Origin of the sequence: Spirulina sp. CCNP1310, assembly GCF_034932185.1 — a bacterium.
Lineage (GTDB): Bacteria > Cyanobacteriota > Cyanobacteriia > Cyanobacteriales > Spirulinaceae > Spirulina.
Map to the genome: position 1 here is coordinate 101,485 of NZ_JAYGHW010000004.1, position 14,375 is coordinate 115,859.

A 14,375-nucleotide genomic window follows, 5' to 3' on the forward strand; every position below is an offset into this window, starting at 1 on the left:
CCCAGGGTCAAGGCTGAGGACGGTTGAGGGTGGGCAGGAGTTTCGGGGGGCCGAGGTCTTGAATTTGATAGCCTTGGGGATAACTGCGTTGGGGTTCCTCACTGTAGAAATGGGGATGGCGGCGTGGGGGAAGGTAGCGGATCCATTGGCTGCGCGATCGCAGGGCGATCGTCACCAGTTGGCGCTGCCAAGGTTGAGGTGGGGGAAACCCAAAGGCCTGCAACATCCTATCATCCATAATCGCATACACCAAGGGGCGAATCATCGGTCTTAAGGGTGGGGGAAACCAACTGAGAAACAAGTTAACGGTGGAGTTGCCTACTCTTTGGTTGGCGGGATTGTAGCGATAATATTGTTGTTCGTAATCCAGATTGTATTGCTCAAAATCGCCATAGCTGGGAGGAATATCGCGAATTTCCATCTGTTCGCCAACGGAGCGCCAAAAGTAATAGATTGCTTCTTTTTCAAGGGGAGTTAAGGGTCGCCAACCAAAGCGGTCTAACCATCGCACTGGTTCATAAATAAAGGTTGAGAGAACGTAGAGAAAATCAGCATTACTGATGGGAAAATGGCGATGGATGTGGTTCATTCGCCCAATAATGGCTTGGCCTTGGGGAGTATCGTAGCCCCATTGCAAAATTAAGGAAATCATGATCCCGGTGTCGTCGTAGCGTTTTTGGCCGTGGTGGTGAAATTCAGCGGTGTGATCGAGGAGGGTGGCAATGGTGGGGATGCAAAATGTGCGAAATAGGGCAATTTCAAGGGCGCGGGTCATATCCCAAGGAAATTCATAGCTGCTGAGTTGGCGGCAAATTTCGCAGTGATCGACCAGGGGGTCGAGGTGTTGTAGGGCGTGGCAACGGTCGAGTTTTTGGCTCATGTTGGGCGATCGCTGACAATCTTGGCTGGATGAACTCCTGAATTATCGCCGAAGGACGGTAACATTGGGTAAATCAGGGAGTTTCTTTTAAGATAAGGCATCATGGCTATAATTACGAATAAACAGTTCACTGCCTTTCGCTGCTATTTCTTGTTTGTAATTATTCATCCCATATTGTAATTGCCAAGTTTGAATATGGCTGTTGGTAAATAATTCGCGAATTGTGGGGGAGTCGTCATAGGTAATCAGCCAAGGATGGGGGCAGGTTTGGATTGTTTGGGCAAATCGCTGATGATCAAATCGGGTATGGTAGTCTCCTTTTTTGCCGTAGAGTTTTGATTTTGTGGCGCTATAGTAGGGAGGATCGAGGAAAATAAATGTGTTTTCCCCCGGTTCTATAATCACTTCATGAAAATCTAGATTGGTGATTTTAATGCTGGGTAGGATTAAGCCTAATTTTGCGAGGCGATCGATGGATGAATCAGTAAAGCGTTTTTGAAATGCTCCCTCAGAGTAGCCTCCGGCTTCAATGGTTCCGGAAAAGGTAATGCGATTGAGCACAAAAAAACGCACGGCTCTGTCAAGTTCTGAGAGTGTTGCAACATTACAGGTGGTGAGTTCTTTAAATAAATCACGGCCATTATTAGCGGTGAGTTTAATTTTTTTGACTTGATTGACTAATTGATCAAGATGGGATTGGGCAATTTTCCAGAATAAAAATACATCGGGATTGAGGTCATTAATCCAAAATTGAGCCTGGGGATATTTTTGGCGAAAGTAAATAAAAACGGAACCGCCCCCCACAAAAGGCTCACGAAATTCGCTGAAACCATCAATCATCTGTGCTTCAATCTGTCCCAAAGCACGGGATTTTCCACCAGGATAACGCAACGGACTTTTAATCATTTCTATTTATCCTAAAGATTTAAGTAGTTGAAGTAACTTGGATTTTTCGATAACATACACTTTCTGGAATCGAGAAGATGAAATCAGAACCTTTGCATTAGAGAATGCCAAAATTGGTGTAACAAACCCTAGTCTTTTTTGTTCTTTAACCTGTACAGCTTGTCTTTTGACTTGATTCAGAAAGTGCTTTTCAAACGGAAAGCTTTGATGACCTAATCGACGATATAGCTGTGTTCCATCGGTTATAACTTCACCTCGATGAGACTTAACATCAATGACATAAGCTTTACCTTGGGGAGAAATACAAATAATGTCAACATCTGCTCGGCTCTTACCTAATTGTGTTCCATATTCAATCTGCCAACCCTCTCGTTCCAATGGGGATATTGCTTGAGCAGTATCCTCTTCACCATGAGCACCTTGATCAGCATGATTAGCGCGTTTCCACAGGAAAACACCATTGGCAATTGAAGCGAAGGCAAGAATAATAAAGGGCGCATAAAAAATAATCGGTAAATTGAGCGAAGGTTGTGGCTGAGAAGAACTGAGAGACGAAATCTGTTTCAAAAAGTCGTTGATAATTTTAACCAAAAAGAGGGGAAAGAAAAGAACTACCCCTCCTGAAGCAAAACAAATCATTGCTTTTGTGCGTCTTTTTGTCGCCAGTTGGCGGATATTTTGTCCAGCGCGACGATTTGATTTGATCATTGAACAACTCTATTTACTACTGAAAATTTAATTTTCTAGCCATGGAACTTTTTCATAATCTCCTGAGTTTTTAGATTTTAAGCGATTAGAGTATTCACCTTGATAGCCAAACCAGTGTAATAAACAAAGTTCTAGATACCACAGACTTAAACGAGTTGCTTCAATTTTAGCTTTGTCATTATATAAAGTTATTTGTTGCTTTTTCTTTTTTTGGGGAGGATGAGCAAGCCGATTCCTAATACTAACAATACATCCTGGAAGATCTTTAAGATTATTAACTTGAGTTTTATCTTTTTCTAAAATTTCATGAATTTCATCAAAAAACAAGAAACCGCTTGATTGATAGTCATCAGGTAGATCTAGCGGAAGACTGCACCATGATAGCAAAATACGCAATTTAGATGCTGCGGTGTTTGTTTTTTTTGAGAACTGATCATTACTAATTATTCCATGATTAATAGCGATCCATGAGAACAGTTCAAGTGCAGATTGAGTCATCAATAGACTTTGTGGTGATAGCACTTGGTTACTCTCAACATACCAATAAACTAATATCGAAATAGACTCTTGATAGTCATCATTCCAGATATCCATGAATCGACTAAATAACTGCTCAACTTCTTTCGGCTTTTGAGTGGGAAACCAAGAACTACATTGTTGAAATATTTTTAAACGGTAACATTGCCAAGATTGCCAAATTACTTCATCTTCTTCATTTAGTCCATAAAATAGACCAACTCCGATCCACCTTCCAGCAACAAAAGATAAAAAATAATGCAGTCCTTGAATAATATTATCAATATCATTAAAATCAAATAAAGCATTGTCTTTATGAACTACTCGACAGGCATGAGTGATGGCATATCCACCATCTTCATTAAGGGCTTTAAAAATTTTATTTCCTGATTGAGAATCTTCAAGGGAGTCAATGATAATTATCCAATTTTTGAATTCCAGCTTGAGTCTTCCTCTAGTAGCAAAACGCCCTCTTTGAATTGGATCGCCATTGAAACTGACAAAATTAACAAGATGAAAATCCAATTTTTGAAACTTGAAACTGCGATTCGAGTTAGAATTATCAAACATTCCAACTACTTGCCATGAAGGGATTGTAACCTTCTGTAAAACAGCATCAACATTTTGATAATTGGATTGATAATCGGAATTCAAATTCATTTTTACTTTTTGTCCTGCTCGTAGTCCAAAAAATCCATCAATTGTTGGTGGCAAATGATCACATTCCATGCTGAATAAAATTCTCGCAGATGGAAACCATTTAATATAAACTTCTCCATCTCCTTCAAATATTGTGTTCTCATGAACAAGCTGAATTCGTCCTTCGTAAAGAGATATTTTTTGATTTGGAGTTTGAGTTTGATGGTGAGGTTGTAATCCTTGACTGTAAATCATCTTTTTTAAATCAATAAAATTATTCAAAAACATATGGCTGTTAATTCATCAGCCATCAGCAAAACTCTATCGCTCGATACGTTCAAGTTCTTCTCGCACTACATTGGGTAAAGTTTCCTCCAACGGTTGACAAATTGATTGAATATGCTGACGCAACGCCTCATTAATCAACGTTTGACAATTTCCCCCACCTGCACGATCAACCTGTTCACGAAACCACGCCAAAACCTCATCATCAAGCCGGATCGTGATCCGTGTTTTGCTTGATGGTACTGGGTCAATTGCACCGCGCTGACCTTGACTGAAATCATATTCGGCTTCCATTGTTATTTCTCACCCAACCTATCCAACTCTATCATAAAAAACCTTGAGGGAGGCAAAAGCTCTCCGGGGAGGCGTTACTTGGCAGAGCCAAGTAACGAGAGTAGGGGCGAAAATTTTTCGCCCCTACCGGGAATTATTCTGCGCCTTCGATGGGGGCGAAACCTTGGCGTTGGATGTTTTCCGTCACCACACGGGGTTCAAGGAATTGTAATAAATAATCCGGGCCGCCCGCCTTCGAGCCAACCCCCGATAACTTAAAGCCCCCAAAAGGTTGCCGCGCCACGATCGCCCCCGTAATATTGCGATTGATATAGAGATTCCCCACCTCAAACGCCTTACGGGCCGCCTCAATATGGGAGGGGGTGCGCGAATAGACCCCCCCCGTTAAGGCGAAATTCGTATTATTGGCCACCGTCAACGCTTCCGCAAAATTGTTAACCGGAATCACCGCTAAAACGGGGCCAAAAATTTCCTCCTGGGCAATCACCGCATCAGGGGAAACCCCCGCGAAAATTGTCGGCGGCACAAAATAACCCGGCTCCGGTTTGGGGCCTTGAAATTCCAAAGTAGCCCCCTCTTTGCCCGTTTCAATATATTCCAAAATCCGCGATTGCGCCTTGGCATCCACCACCGGCCCCACCGTCGTACTGGGGTCTTCCGCCGGCCCGACATTGAGGGATTTTGTCGCTTCAATTAAGCGCTCTAAAAACGACTCATACACCGGAGCTAAAACGATCGCCCGCGAACAAGCAGAACATTTTTGCCCCGTATAACCAAAGGCCGAGGAAACCACCCCCGCCACCGCTTGATCGAGGTCGGCACTTTCATCGACGATAATCGCATTTTTGCCCCCCATTTCCGCAATCACCCGCTTCAGGTGCTTTTGACCGGGGCGCAACTTCGCCGCCTCTGCATAGATGTGGGAACCCACCTCCTGGGAGCCGGTGAAGGCGATGAGATGAATATCGGGATGCTCAACCATGTGGTTGCCCACCGTTGAACCGGGGCCAGGGACATATTGGAAAACCCCCGCCGGAACCCCCGCCTCGATCAGGACTTCGGTGATTTTAGCGGCGATCACGGAAGAGGGGGCGGCGGGTTTAAGCAGCGTGCAATTGCCCGCGACGAGGGCCGCCACAGCCATGCCAGTGGCGATCGCCATCGGGAAATTCCAGGGGGAAATCACCAAAGCAATCCCCCGGGGCTGATAGTGGTAACGGTTTGTTTCCCCCGCTAAATCGTAGGCAAACCCCTGATCGAGTCGCTCCATTTCATCGGCATAGTAGCGACAAAAATCGATCGCCTCCGAGACTTCCGCATCCGCTTGGGGCAGGATTTTCCCCACTTCAAAACAGATCCAAGCCGAAAGCTCAGGGCGACGACGCTCCATAATTTCCCCGGCTTTACGCAACACAGCGGCCCGCTCCTTGGGGGGCGTATCCCGCCATTGGGGGAAGGCGGCTTTCGCGGCGGCGATCGCCTCATCTGCCTGTTTTACGGAAATTTGCCCCACTTTCCCCACCAATTGGGCGGGGTTGGAGGGGTTGACAGAATCGAGATGGCTCTCGGTTTGCACGTATGCGCCGTTGATATAGGGCTGAATCCGTTGCCCCAATTGCTCCCGCACTTGAGCTAACGCAGATTGGGCGGCGGTGCGGAGTTCGGCGTTGGCGTAGTCGGTGTTGGGGGCGTTGGGGTAGGCGGATTTGGCGATCAGGGGGCGATCGCCCTCCACTTTAGGCGGCGCAATCAGGTCATCAATGGGATAATCTTCGGCATTGAGGCGTAAAAATGAAGTGTTCGCGGTGTTTTCCAAGAGACGACGAATCAGGTAGGACATCCCCGGCAACAGGTCACCATAGGGGGCATAAACCCGCACCCGATAACCCCGTTTCACCATCGCTTTTGCCAGTTGATCCCCCATGCCATAAAGCACCTGTAATTCAATGCGACGGCGGGGAATTTCCAGTGTTTCAGCAATAGCCATGGCCCGCGCTTGGGTGCGGACATTGTGGGAACCAATGGCGGCGTAAAGATATTGATGGTTTTCCAGCAAAATCTGCATTAAGCTCTCATAGTTGCGGTCGGTTTCGGCTTTTTGGTTATAGACCGGCTGGGGCCAATCGTTTTGAATAGCGATAATCGTTTCCTGATCCCAGTAGGCTCCTTTGACGAGGCGGATCGTGATTGGATTACCTCGGGTTTTCGCCCATTCCACCAACCCTTTTAAATCCCGTTCCGAATCCCGCAAGTAGCCTTGAATCGTCATGCCAATATCAGTACGATTGCGAAATTCTTCCTCTAGAAGCAGGTCTTTTAAAATCGCTAACGTCATATCTTTGTAGCGATATTGCTCCATATCAAAATGGATCGCCGCCCCCACTTCTTGAGCCTTGCGGAGCAGGGTACGGATGCGATCACATACCTTTTCCCGACTTCCCGCCGGATCAAGGGGATCAAATTGGGAATAGAAGGCCGTCAGCTTGACGGAAACCTGCACCTTGGGCAAAGCTTCCCCGTCGGCTTCGTCAATTTGGGGGATCGTGGGCCATTTTTGGGCAGCTTGGCTCAGTTCCGTGATTAATTCTAGATACTGATTGAGATAGGATTCTGCTTCAATTTCCGTGATCACCGCTTCACCGAGTAAATCGAGGGTAAAGGCTTGCTTTTCCTTGCGCAGTTTCTCGATAGTTTTGATCGTTTTCGGGATCGTTTCGCCAGCAATATATTTATAGGCCAAGGTTTTCACCGTTTGCTCTACCGTTGTTGCCGCCAGTTGAGCAGCGGGGGAATCGGCATCGGCAAAGGTGATCAATTTTTTGAGCATATCGGGAAGTTCAACGTCTTCCTGGCTCATATATTCTTGAAAATGTCGAGCAATTTCGGCTTTACTTTTCAAGGCGGGCAAGCAATCAATGAAGCTAAACAATTGGTAACGCAGGGCGGGGTTCGCCATTGTCCAATCGAGCATTTTGTCATCGAGGCGCATTTGATCGCGCATTTGGTCAAATAATGACCGTTTTTCGCGGGTGGCGGCGATCAGTTCGCGGGCGATTTCGAGGGTTTTCGGTTCGTACTGAGTTTGAGGAATATTGACAACCACGATTCATGAACTCCTGTGGGGGTGCATGATCTATTGTCTACCGCGAGGGGGGTTTTGGGGGTGAAGGGGGGTGGAAAATCTTGAGGGGCAGGATCAGGTGGAGAAGAAGCTGATCCCTGAGAGGTTGGGGATGCAGGAATATTGGCTCTTTAACCCCCATAGGAAATGGATTACCGAGCCGTTGCGGGGCTACGGCTGGAGTGCAGAACATCCTCTAGGGGCGAAAATTTTTCGCCCCTGCGCCCATCAAGCCGATAACTAGATTCCCTAGAAACATTGAAAATCGTCCGGAAATAGCGCGAGGACGGAAAACCCAACCCTTGAGGGGGGAAGACCCGCTATCGATGGAATTGAGCCTCAGGGATGGACTTTTAGGGGGATCAATTTGTCCTGATCATTCCTAAGAAACTCCGTATCAGGAAATAGAAACCTGATACGGATATTTGCTATGTACAAGTCCATTGTAGCCGTACTTTTGACGGCGATCACCCTGCCAATGGCGGGATTTTCCAGCTTGGCTAATTTGCCTGCTCAACAAGGGAGTCAAGTGCCGCCGGTGGTTGAACCGGAAACCTGTAGCGATGCCTGTAGCGATCGCGGTAGTGGGCGGCGCGATCGCCCCCATAGCCAATCTAGCTTAAAAGAGCGGGGCAGCGGTCGCATTGATCCCGATGTGAAAGATGCCAAGTAAACGCCGATTCTACCATCGCCATTAAACCAATCATCAGGGACACAACGGTGTGTCCCTTTTTGCTGTGGAAAAGCAAGGGCGCAGGATTTTTCGCCCGGACAAACATTGATATAGCAATTTCTAGAGCCATGGGCTACAGAGATCCCCCTCAATCCCCCTTAAAAAGAGGGAAGTCGCGTTCTCATGAGTCAAAAAAACGCGATAACGTCGAGGAGAAAAGTTTTTTGCCCCAACCACTCTTTAAACCGGCAACGTTAATTCACCTTGGGCAATGGGAATCACCCGGCCGCCCACATTAATATCAAAGCTTCCCGCTTGTTTGTTACCCCTGAGACATAATAACGAGGGGCGTTTAATCGCATAGCCCTGTTCAACCCGGATCTCAATGTGGGGTTTGCCAAAATACTGATGTTCTACAAGGTAGGCGGCGAGGCAACCATTGGCGCTGCCGGTGGCGGGATCTTCCACCACACCGATAGCCTCGGCAAAGACCCGGACAGTGAGATCATTTGCCGCTGCGGTGGTTTCGGGGCAAAAAATTAGGATGGCTTTGGCTTCAAGTTGTTCGATTAGTTGGAAATAGCGCGATCGCTCCCATTGAATCCCCTGCAATGCCACCAAGTTCCGCACCGGCACAATCAAAAAGGGAACGCCGGTAGAAACTTCTTGAATCGGAAACCGGGGATCAAATGCCCCAAGCCCCAAACCCAAAACCGGCGCTAAATCCTCAGGGGTGAGGGTTGTCCCAAAGTGGGGTGGGTTGTGGCGCATCCACAGTAAGGGATCATCCCCCGTGGCAAAGGTAACGGGGATGGGGCCGACTTGGAGATTGAGCAGGAGGCGATCGCTTTTTACCTCTTGGAGATGCTCCCGGATCACCGCCGCCGTCCCAAGGGTGGGATGGCCCGCAAAGGGGAGTTCCTGCTCTGGCGTAAAAATCCGCACCGGATAGCCCCCATTGATGGGCGTGGTGGCGGTGATAAATGTCGTTTCGGAATAGTTCATTTCCTGGGCAATGGCTTGGAGCATCCCATCGGGGAGCGATCGCCCCGCTGTGATCACCACCGCCAAAGGGTTGCCTGTGAAAGGGCCCACGGCAAACACATCAACAATATAAAAAGGAATCATCACAGCCCAGGGAAAAACAACGCTATTCCCATCATGGCCTGGTGTGATCCCCAAAGGCAAGACCCAAAAGCTTGGCATGGTGCGGGGTCTAACCCCTAGTCACGATAAATATACTTAAAACTTATTGCCCTGATTAGGAATTTAAATCTAAAAAATGCAATTCCCCACCAGTCGTAGGTTTGAGGGACTGTGCTGGCGGTGATTGGCCTCGAACGCCGGAAGAAGTCTCATATACTGAGAGGCAATATTCACGATTCTTAACAATTCTTTTTTCTTTAAAAACTTGTTCACCATAAGATACCACCGATGTTTAAACGAACTTGGTTAACAGCATCCTTGAGTCTTTTCCTGGTTTGGTTGCCCAGTTTGTTCACCACTGCCCTCAGTCAGAATTTCGCGACATCTTTCTGGCGGACTAGCCCCCAACGAAGCCGTAGTGTTAAATCCGAGCCGGTCTCCCTCGCGATGCATGGCTTCCTGGCCAATGTTTTTCAAGAAAAAGAGGCAACCCTAGATCATCGGGTGATCACCCCTCAATTGGATGATCAACACACCACCTGCCCCGCTCCCAGTCAAAAAAGTTGGTCTGAACGCCCAGATCCTCCTGCCCTCCCGAAGGACTCTCTTCTTCAGAACAATGGCGGCATCCGGAAACAGGTGGCCACTGTGCTCACAGGGTTGATGGAATGGCAGCCCCAAGAGCCGGTGGCGGTGACGGTGGCCTCAGTGGAACCAGAACGCCCCTCAGTACAAGGGTTGTGGCAAGCTTGGCGGCATCCGGTGACGTTGCTGCGGGATTGGCAGACACCGCCAGCGAGTCAATCGGTACAAATCTGGGTCAATCATCAGGTGATTGCCACCGTGAAAGACCTCCAATTTGCCCAAGACTTTGCCCAACAAATTGAATATTTCCTCGCTCAACCCGGCTGGGATGCGGAGCAACTGGTTCCCGCCCGGGTGGGGAATAAGCTTGCCGTCCGGATTGGCGATCGCCTCGTGATCATCCTCGATGAAACCATCCTCCCCGCTGACGAATATCACCCGGAATTATTAGTGATTGACTGGACGAATAACCTCCGCCAAGCCCTCGGCCATGAACCCTTAGAGTTAGTGGTGGCCCAGCAACAGATGTATGGCATTACCGAAACCCCTGAAGATTTTGAAGGATTAGCCTCCTGGTATGGCCCCACATTCCACGGTCGCTTAACCGCCAACGGCGAAACCTACGATCAAGAAGCCTTTACCGCCGCCCATCCCTCCCTCCCCTTTAACACCTATCTCAAAGTGATTAACCTTGAAAGTGATGAAGCGGTGATTGTGCGCATTAACGACCGTGGCCCCTACATCCAACCCCGCACTTTAGATCTCTCCCGTGGCGTGGCCCGCTGTATTGAGAGTAAAGAATCCGGTGTGGTTCCCTATCGCGCCGTCGTCATGACCTCATCCTAATCGGGGCGAAAAATCTTTCGCCCCATTCCCTATTCCCCATTCCCCTAAAATAGACAAAATGTGATGAGGCCAAAAACAATGCAAGTGTGGGTGGCAATTGTCGTTTTACTCTTTATCGGTGCTCAGTTTGTTGATTGGTTGATGACATTGACGTTGCCTTGGCCCCTCTATGGGGTGGCGGGGGTGCTATTGGCGATCGCCTCTAACCGCCGTTTCTCCCCCTCGCTCCCTCCCGTGGAACCGGAGGAGGCACGAACTCCGCCCCCCCCGCAACCCTCCATTTCCTTTCGGATCAACCCCTAAATTCCCAAATCCTTCCGCATCTGCTGCAATTCATCTTCTAATTCCCACTCCCGGAACTGGCTATCCACCACATCAAAACTATCGGGGGTGCGGCGATAACGTTCCGCATTTTGCCAGCCGGAAGGGGGAGGTGTGGGGGTTTGGGTGGCTTTGGCGGCGGCGATTTTTTGCGCCAACTCTTGACGCTTACTCAAAGTTTTTTGTAACAACGCCTCACTTTGTTGGCGGTTTTCCTGGGTACTTTGCAATTGCCCCCACCGTTGGTTTCCTTGTCGAAGCAGAGCCGCCTCCCGCTCCCGGGCAGGGGTGACTAAATCCTGGCGGCCCGCCGCATCTGCCTTGGCAATGCGCTGATGCCAAAGGCGGATATCTTCGGCGATCGCCAAAATATCCCCTTGTAACTGCTCCTCCTGCTGTTGCAATTTCAAAATCAAGCGGCGGGTTTCCGCCTCCTGCTCCCGCAGTTGATCCTCCAAAACCTGGAGAGCCAATTGAGGATTTTGTTGCAGAAAAACATCCAGTTGGGCTTCTAGAAAGGCACTGACATCATCAAAAACGCTCATAGTGGGGGGTTAAAAAGGTTGACCAATATAGACGGAGCGGACTTCACCATTGCGGCGTACCGTGGCTTGTCGCCCTTCGGTATCCACCAACACCCAACCACTATCACCAATGGGTTCACCGGGGCTAACCCGCTGGTTAATCTCCCCAATCGTCAACAGGGCGGTGGAGCGCGTGCCATCCTCCAAAATTCCCACCAATCTATGATCTCCTGGGGGCAAAGGAGCTACGGGCGCGGCGGCGGGTTCCTGATCAAGGGGGGGAACCGTGGGTAACATCTCTCGCCAGGCGAGGGAGGGGAGTTGGGGGGGTGGGGGGATGCTGGCTTGGGTGCTGGGAGCGGGGGCTGGGGAGGGTTGGACGGCGGCAGGGCTAGGACTGGGTTGGGGAGGGGTGGCCGTTGGGGGAGAAGGTTGAGGGGATGGTTTCGGGGGAGCGGCGGCGGTCTCGCGGGGGGCCGTACTGGGGGGATAAACCGGGAGATAGATCCGCTCAATCACTTGGGGATTGCTATCCCCATCGCGAGGGGCGGCGGCTAATTCCTCCACGCCGCGCTCCTGCGGGTCGGCATCGAGGGCGTAGCCTTGGGGCGGACGGCGGCTAATGGCTCGCATCGAGCGGAGCATATAATGGCCAAAGGCGGCATCTTCCGGGGGGAGGGTGGCGATCGCCCCTTCTGGAACCGTCTGGCTGTTAGGGGTTGGCTGAAAGCGTATCCCATTATTGAGTTTGCCTTGACTGAGGAGCCAACCCAAAACCCCCAGGAAAGAGACACAGGCGATCGCAAACAATAGCCGATCCAAATTATTCCGCAACCGTTGCTGAAGTTTGGGAGGCGTGGCGGGGGGAGGCGGGGCCGATTGGGGCTGCTGTGGCGGCTGCATCGCTGGGGAGGGCTGCAAACCAGGGGCTAGGGGTTGCGTCTTAACCTGGAGCGGAGCCGGCACCACCGTTTGTAGCGCAATAAAATCCGCTTGCGCCGGTTTCGTCGGCAATTGACTACCCCCATCCAGCATCAGATCCACATCCGTAAACAAATGCTCCATCAGGTGGTCAGCCTCTGACTCAATCGACCACGGCTCTGCAACTCTGGGTTCTGAATAGGTAAGGGAGGGAGAACGGGGGGTGGTGCTAACCTCTTCAGGCATGGGTGTTTTTTCTCAACAGGCTCGATGCAGCTATATCTTATCCTGTTGGCCTAAGAACGGCTATGGATAGGATTGATTTTTTTAGGATGGAGGCGCGATCGCCATCAGGCAGAGAGCCGTTCAGTTTGAGGGTCATGGAGGGTCAACTCTGAGGCTATCACCGGCAGCATAATTTGAAACTCCGTGCCTTCTCCCCGTTGGGATTGACATTGAAGATGGCCGCGATGTTTGTCCACAATGATTTGATAACTAATGGAGAGGCCCAACCCTGTGCCTTTGCCCACAGGTTTCGTCGTGTAGAAGGGGTCAAAGAGTTTAGCCAAGGTTTGAGGGGTCATACCCAAACCGTTATCGCGGATTGAAATGGCAATCCATTGGCGATTCTCCAGAGGAGAGGCTTCGCCAACACACCGGGTTGTAATTTCAATCCTTGGCTCCGCTGGTTGGGCCTCTTCAATGGCATCAATGGCATTGGCCAACAGATTCATAAACACCTGATTCAACTGACCCGGATAGCACTCTAAGGGCGGGAGTGCGTTGTAGTTCTTGATAATTTTAATTTCCGGCCGATGGCCTGAAGCCTTGAGGCGATTGGTGAGGATCATCAACGTTGAATCAATGCCTTCATGGAGGTCGGCCTTTTTCATTTCCGCTTCATCCAAGCGGGAAAAATTGCGAAGCGATCGCACAATTTCCCGAATCCGCCCTGTACCCACATCCATGGAAGCCAGGATCTGGATAAAATCCTGTTGGATAAACTCGAATTCCTCCGGATCAATAATCTCAGCAATTTGCTCTTCAGCATGGGGTACTTCAGCCTGATACTGGGCCACCACCGCCAGCATCGTCTGGGCATAGTCCCGTAAATGGCTTAAATTACCGTAGATAAAGGGCACATCGAAAAAAAGAAAAAACTGAGCCCCCAGGGAAAAATGTGAGAGGCTAGAGGAGGAAGACTCAGGGAGAAAAGCTCATGGCAAAAGGATTTGGTCGAATCAAGCGCCGCCGAAAAAACCTCGAAACGTCAATGGACAGACTGAGTGTACTCGATACACTCATCCCGTGGAATATCTTTGGGGAGTCCTTGGCGCAACTAGAGACCAAGGAGCGCAAGAGCCGAGCGGGGCGCAAGCCCATCGACCGCTTGCAGTTGTTTAAGATGCTGATCCTCCAGCAACTGTATAACCTCAGTGATGAGCAAACTGAATACCAAACCCATGACCGAGCTTCATTTCGGCGGTTTGTCGGATTAGATGCACAAGCCGAAGTCCCCGATGCGAAAACCCTGTGGTTATTTCGCAAAACCTTAACCCAAGCCGGACTCATCGACGAGATGTTCGAGGCGTTTGGGGCGTTTTTACAGGAATCAGGATATCAGGCGCAAGGGGGGCAGATCATTGATGCGACATTGATTCCCGTACCCACCCAACACAATAGTCAGGAAGAAAACGAGCAAATCAAAGGGGGAGAGGAACCTACTCAATGGTCAGAGCAGCCCCACAAACGTTCACAAAAGGATAGGGATGCCCGTTGGACGAAAAAGAACAACGTTTCTCACTTTGGCTACAAAGACCATATCAACATTGATGCCAAGTATAAGTTCATTCGTGTTCATGCCGTGACGGATGCCTCGGTACATGACTCCCAGATGTTTGCCCATGTGTTAGATATCGACAATGAGTCGGATGAGATTTGGGCCGACAGTGCCTACGCCAGTGCGAAGCGGGAAGAGGTGTTAGGGATATTGGGGTACAAAAGTCATAT

At 49.5% G+C, this 14,375-nt stretch carries 15 protein-coding genes; 5 read left to right on the top strand and 10 right to left on the bottom strand.

Annotated elements, in window-relative coordinates; translation table 11 throughout:
• Window positions 1-7: 7 nt before the first annotated feature.
• The 6 genes from VB712_RS02290 to pruA form a co-directional block, all read right to left on the bottom strand.
• Complete coding sequence (locus VB712_RS02290; protein ID WP_323251709.1) at window positions 8-880, bottom strand: oxygenase MpaB family protein; 873 nt, start codon at window positions 878-880, stop codon at window positions 8-10.
• Between the two features lie 87 nt (window positions 881-967).
• Window positions 968-1,786, bottom strand: coding sequence for a DNA adenine methylase (locus tag VB712_RS02295; RefSeq protein ID WP_323251711.1), 819 nt, complete (start codon window positions 1,784-1,786; stop codon window positions 968-970).
• A gap of 6 nt (window positions 1,787-1,792) precedes the next feature.
• On the bottom strand, window positions 1,793-2,494 hold the full coding sequence (locus VB712_RS02300; protein WP_323251713.1) for a nuclease-related domain-containing protein: 702 nt from the start codon (window positions 2,492-2,494) through the stop codon (window positions 1,793-1,795).
• A 27-nt stretch (window positions 2,495-2,521) separates the two neighbouring features.
• Window positions 2,522-3,931, bottom strand: a complete 1,410-nt coding sequence (locus VB712_RS02305) for a hypothetical protein (protein WP_323251715.1) — start codon at window positions 3,929-3,931, stop codon at window positions 2,522-2,524.
• Between the two features lie 39 nt (window positions 3,932-3,970).
• On the bottom strand, window positions 3,971-4,228 hold the full coding sequence (locus VB712_RS02310) for a BrnA antitoxin family protein (protein ID WP_323251717.1): 258 nt from the start codon (window positions 4,226-4,228) through the stop codon (window positions 3,971-3,973).
• Window positions 4,229-4,361: 133 nt separating this feature from the next.
• Window positions 4,362-7,331, bottom strand: coding sequence for an L-glutamate gamma-semialdehyde dehydrogenase (pruA, locus tag VB712_RS02315; protein WP_323251719.1), 2,970 nt, complete (start codon window positions 7,329-7,331; stop codon window positions 4,362-4,364).
• 70 nt (window positions 7,332-7,401) lie between these two features.
• On the opposite strand from pruA, the gene VB712_RS02320 reads away from it, so the two are divergent.
• Both VB712_RS02320 and VB712_RS02325 read left to right on the top strand, forming a co-directional pair.
• Window positions 7,402-7,593, top strand: a complete 192-nt coding sequence (locus VB712_RS02320; RefSeq protein WP_323251721.1) for a hypothetical protein — start codon at window positions 7,402-7,404, stop codon at window positions 7,591-7,593.
• 186 nt (window positions 7,594-7,779) lie between these two features.
• Complete coding sequence (locus tag VB712_RS02325; RefSeq protein ID WP_323251723.1) at window positions 7,780-8,022, top strand: hypothetical protein; 243 nt, start codon at window positions 7,780-7,782, stop codon at window positions 8,020-8,022.
• A gap of 240 nt (window positions 8,023-8,262) precedes the next feature.
• Here VB712_RS02325 and VB712_RS02330 read toward each other — a convergent pair whose 3' ends face one another.
• Entirely contained in the window at window positions 8,263-9,228 is a 966-nt protein-coding gene (locus VB712_RS02330; RefSeq protein ID WP_323251725.1) for a PhzF family phenazine biosynthesis protein, read from the bottom strand.
• Window positions 9,229-9,456: 228 nt separating this feature from the next.
• On the opposite strand from VB712_RS02330, the gene VB712_RS02335 reads away from it, so the two are divergent.
• On the top strand, window positions 9,457-10,599 hold the full coding sequence (locus VB712_RS02335; RefSeq protein ID WP_323251727.1) for a septal ring lytic transglycosylase RlpA family protein: 1,143 nt from the start codon (window positions 9,457-9,459) through the stop codon (window positions 10,597-10,599).
• 78 nt (window positions 10,600-10,677) lie between these two features.
• On the top strand, window positions 10,678-10,902 hold the full coding sequence (locus VB712_RS02340; RefSeq protein WP_323251729.1) for a hypothetical protein: 225 nt from the start codon (window positions 10,678-10,680) through the stop codon (window positions 10,900-10,902).
• Here VB712_RS02340 and VB712_RS02345 read toward each other — a convergent pair.
• The 3 genes from VB712_RS02345 to VB712_RS02355 all read right to left on the bottom strand — a co-directional run bounded on the left by VB712_RS02345 (window position 10,899) and on the right by VB712_RS02355 (window position 13,507).
• Window positions 10,899-11,465 carry a TIGR04376 family protein gene (locus VB712_RS02345; RefSeq protein ID WP_323251732.1) on the bottom strand — a complete coding sequence of 189 codons (567 nt, stop codon included), beginning with the start codon at window positions 11,463-11,465 and terminating at the stop codon, window positions 10,899-10,901. The two genes, VB712_RS02340 and VB712_RS02345, sit on opposite strands and share 4 nt — an antisense overlap.
• A gap of 9 nt (window positions 11,466-11,474) precedes the next feature.
• Window positions 11,475-12,611: a hypothetical protein gene (locus VB712_RS02350; RefSeq protein ID WP_323251734.1), complete on the bottom strand. Its 1,137-nt coding sequence runs from the start codon at window positions 12,609-12,611 to the stop codon at window positions 11,475-11,477.
• Window positions 12,612-12,715: 104 nt separating this feature from the next.
• The gene (locus VB712_RS02355) at window positions 12,716-13,507 is read right to left on the bottom strand and encodes a sensor histidine kinase (RefSeq protein WP_323251736.1); all 792 of its coding nucleotides are present in this window, start codon (window positions 13,505-13,507) and stop codon (window positions 12,716-12,718) included.
• Between the two features lie 188 nt (window positions 13,508-13,695).
• Here VB712_RS02355 and VB712_RS02360 point away from each other — a divergent pair.
• The coding region (locus tag VB712_RS02360) for an IS5 family transposase (protein WP_323251738.1) at window positions 13,696-14,375 on the top strand (680 nt) is incomplete at its 3' end.

Excerpts from the sequence above, each read along its gene's own strand:
- VB712_RS02290 (WP_323251709.1), bottom strand. The coding sequence starts at position 880 with ATGAGCCAAAAACTCGACCGTTGCCACGCCCTACAACACCTCGACCCC.
- VB712_RS02295 (WP_323251711.1), bottom strand. The coding sequence starts at position 1,786 with ATGATTAAAAGTCCGTTGCGTTATCCTGGTGGAAAATCCCGTGCTTTG.
- VB712_RS02300 (WP_323251713.1), bottom strand. The coding sequence starts at position 2,494 with ATGATCAAATCAAATCGTCGCGCTGGACAAAATATCCGCCAACTGGCG.
- VB712_RS02310 (WP_323251717.1), bottom strand. The coding sequence starts at position 4,228 with ATGGAAGCCGAATATGATTTCAGTCAAGGTCAGCGCGGTGCAATTGAC.
- VB712_RS02325 (WP_323251723.1), top strand. The coding sequence starts at position 7,780 with ATGTACAAGTCCATTGTAGCCGTACTTTTGACGGCGATCACCCTGCCA.
- VB712_RS02330 (WP_323251725.1), bottom strand. The coding sequence starts at position 9,228 with ATGCCAAGCTTTTGGGTCTTGCCTTTGGGGATCACACCAGGCCATGAT.
- VB712_RS02335 (WP_323251727.1), top strand. The coding sequence starts at position 9,457 with ATGTTTAAACGAACTTGGTTAACAGCATCCTTGAGTCTTTTCCTGGTT.
- VB712_RS02340 (WP_323251729.1), top strand. The coding sequence starts at position 10,678 with ATGCAAGTGTGGGTGGCAATTGTCGTTTTACTCTTTATCGGTGCTCAG.
- VB712_RS02345 (WP_323251732.1), bottom strand. The coding sequence starts at position 11,465 with ATGAGCGTTTTTGATGATGTCAGTGCCTTTCTAGAAGCCCAACTGGAT.
- VB712_RS02350 (WP_323251734.1), bottom strand. The coding sequence starts at position 12,611 with ATGCCTGAAGAGGTTAGCACCACCCCCCGTTCTCCCTCCCTTACCTAT.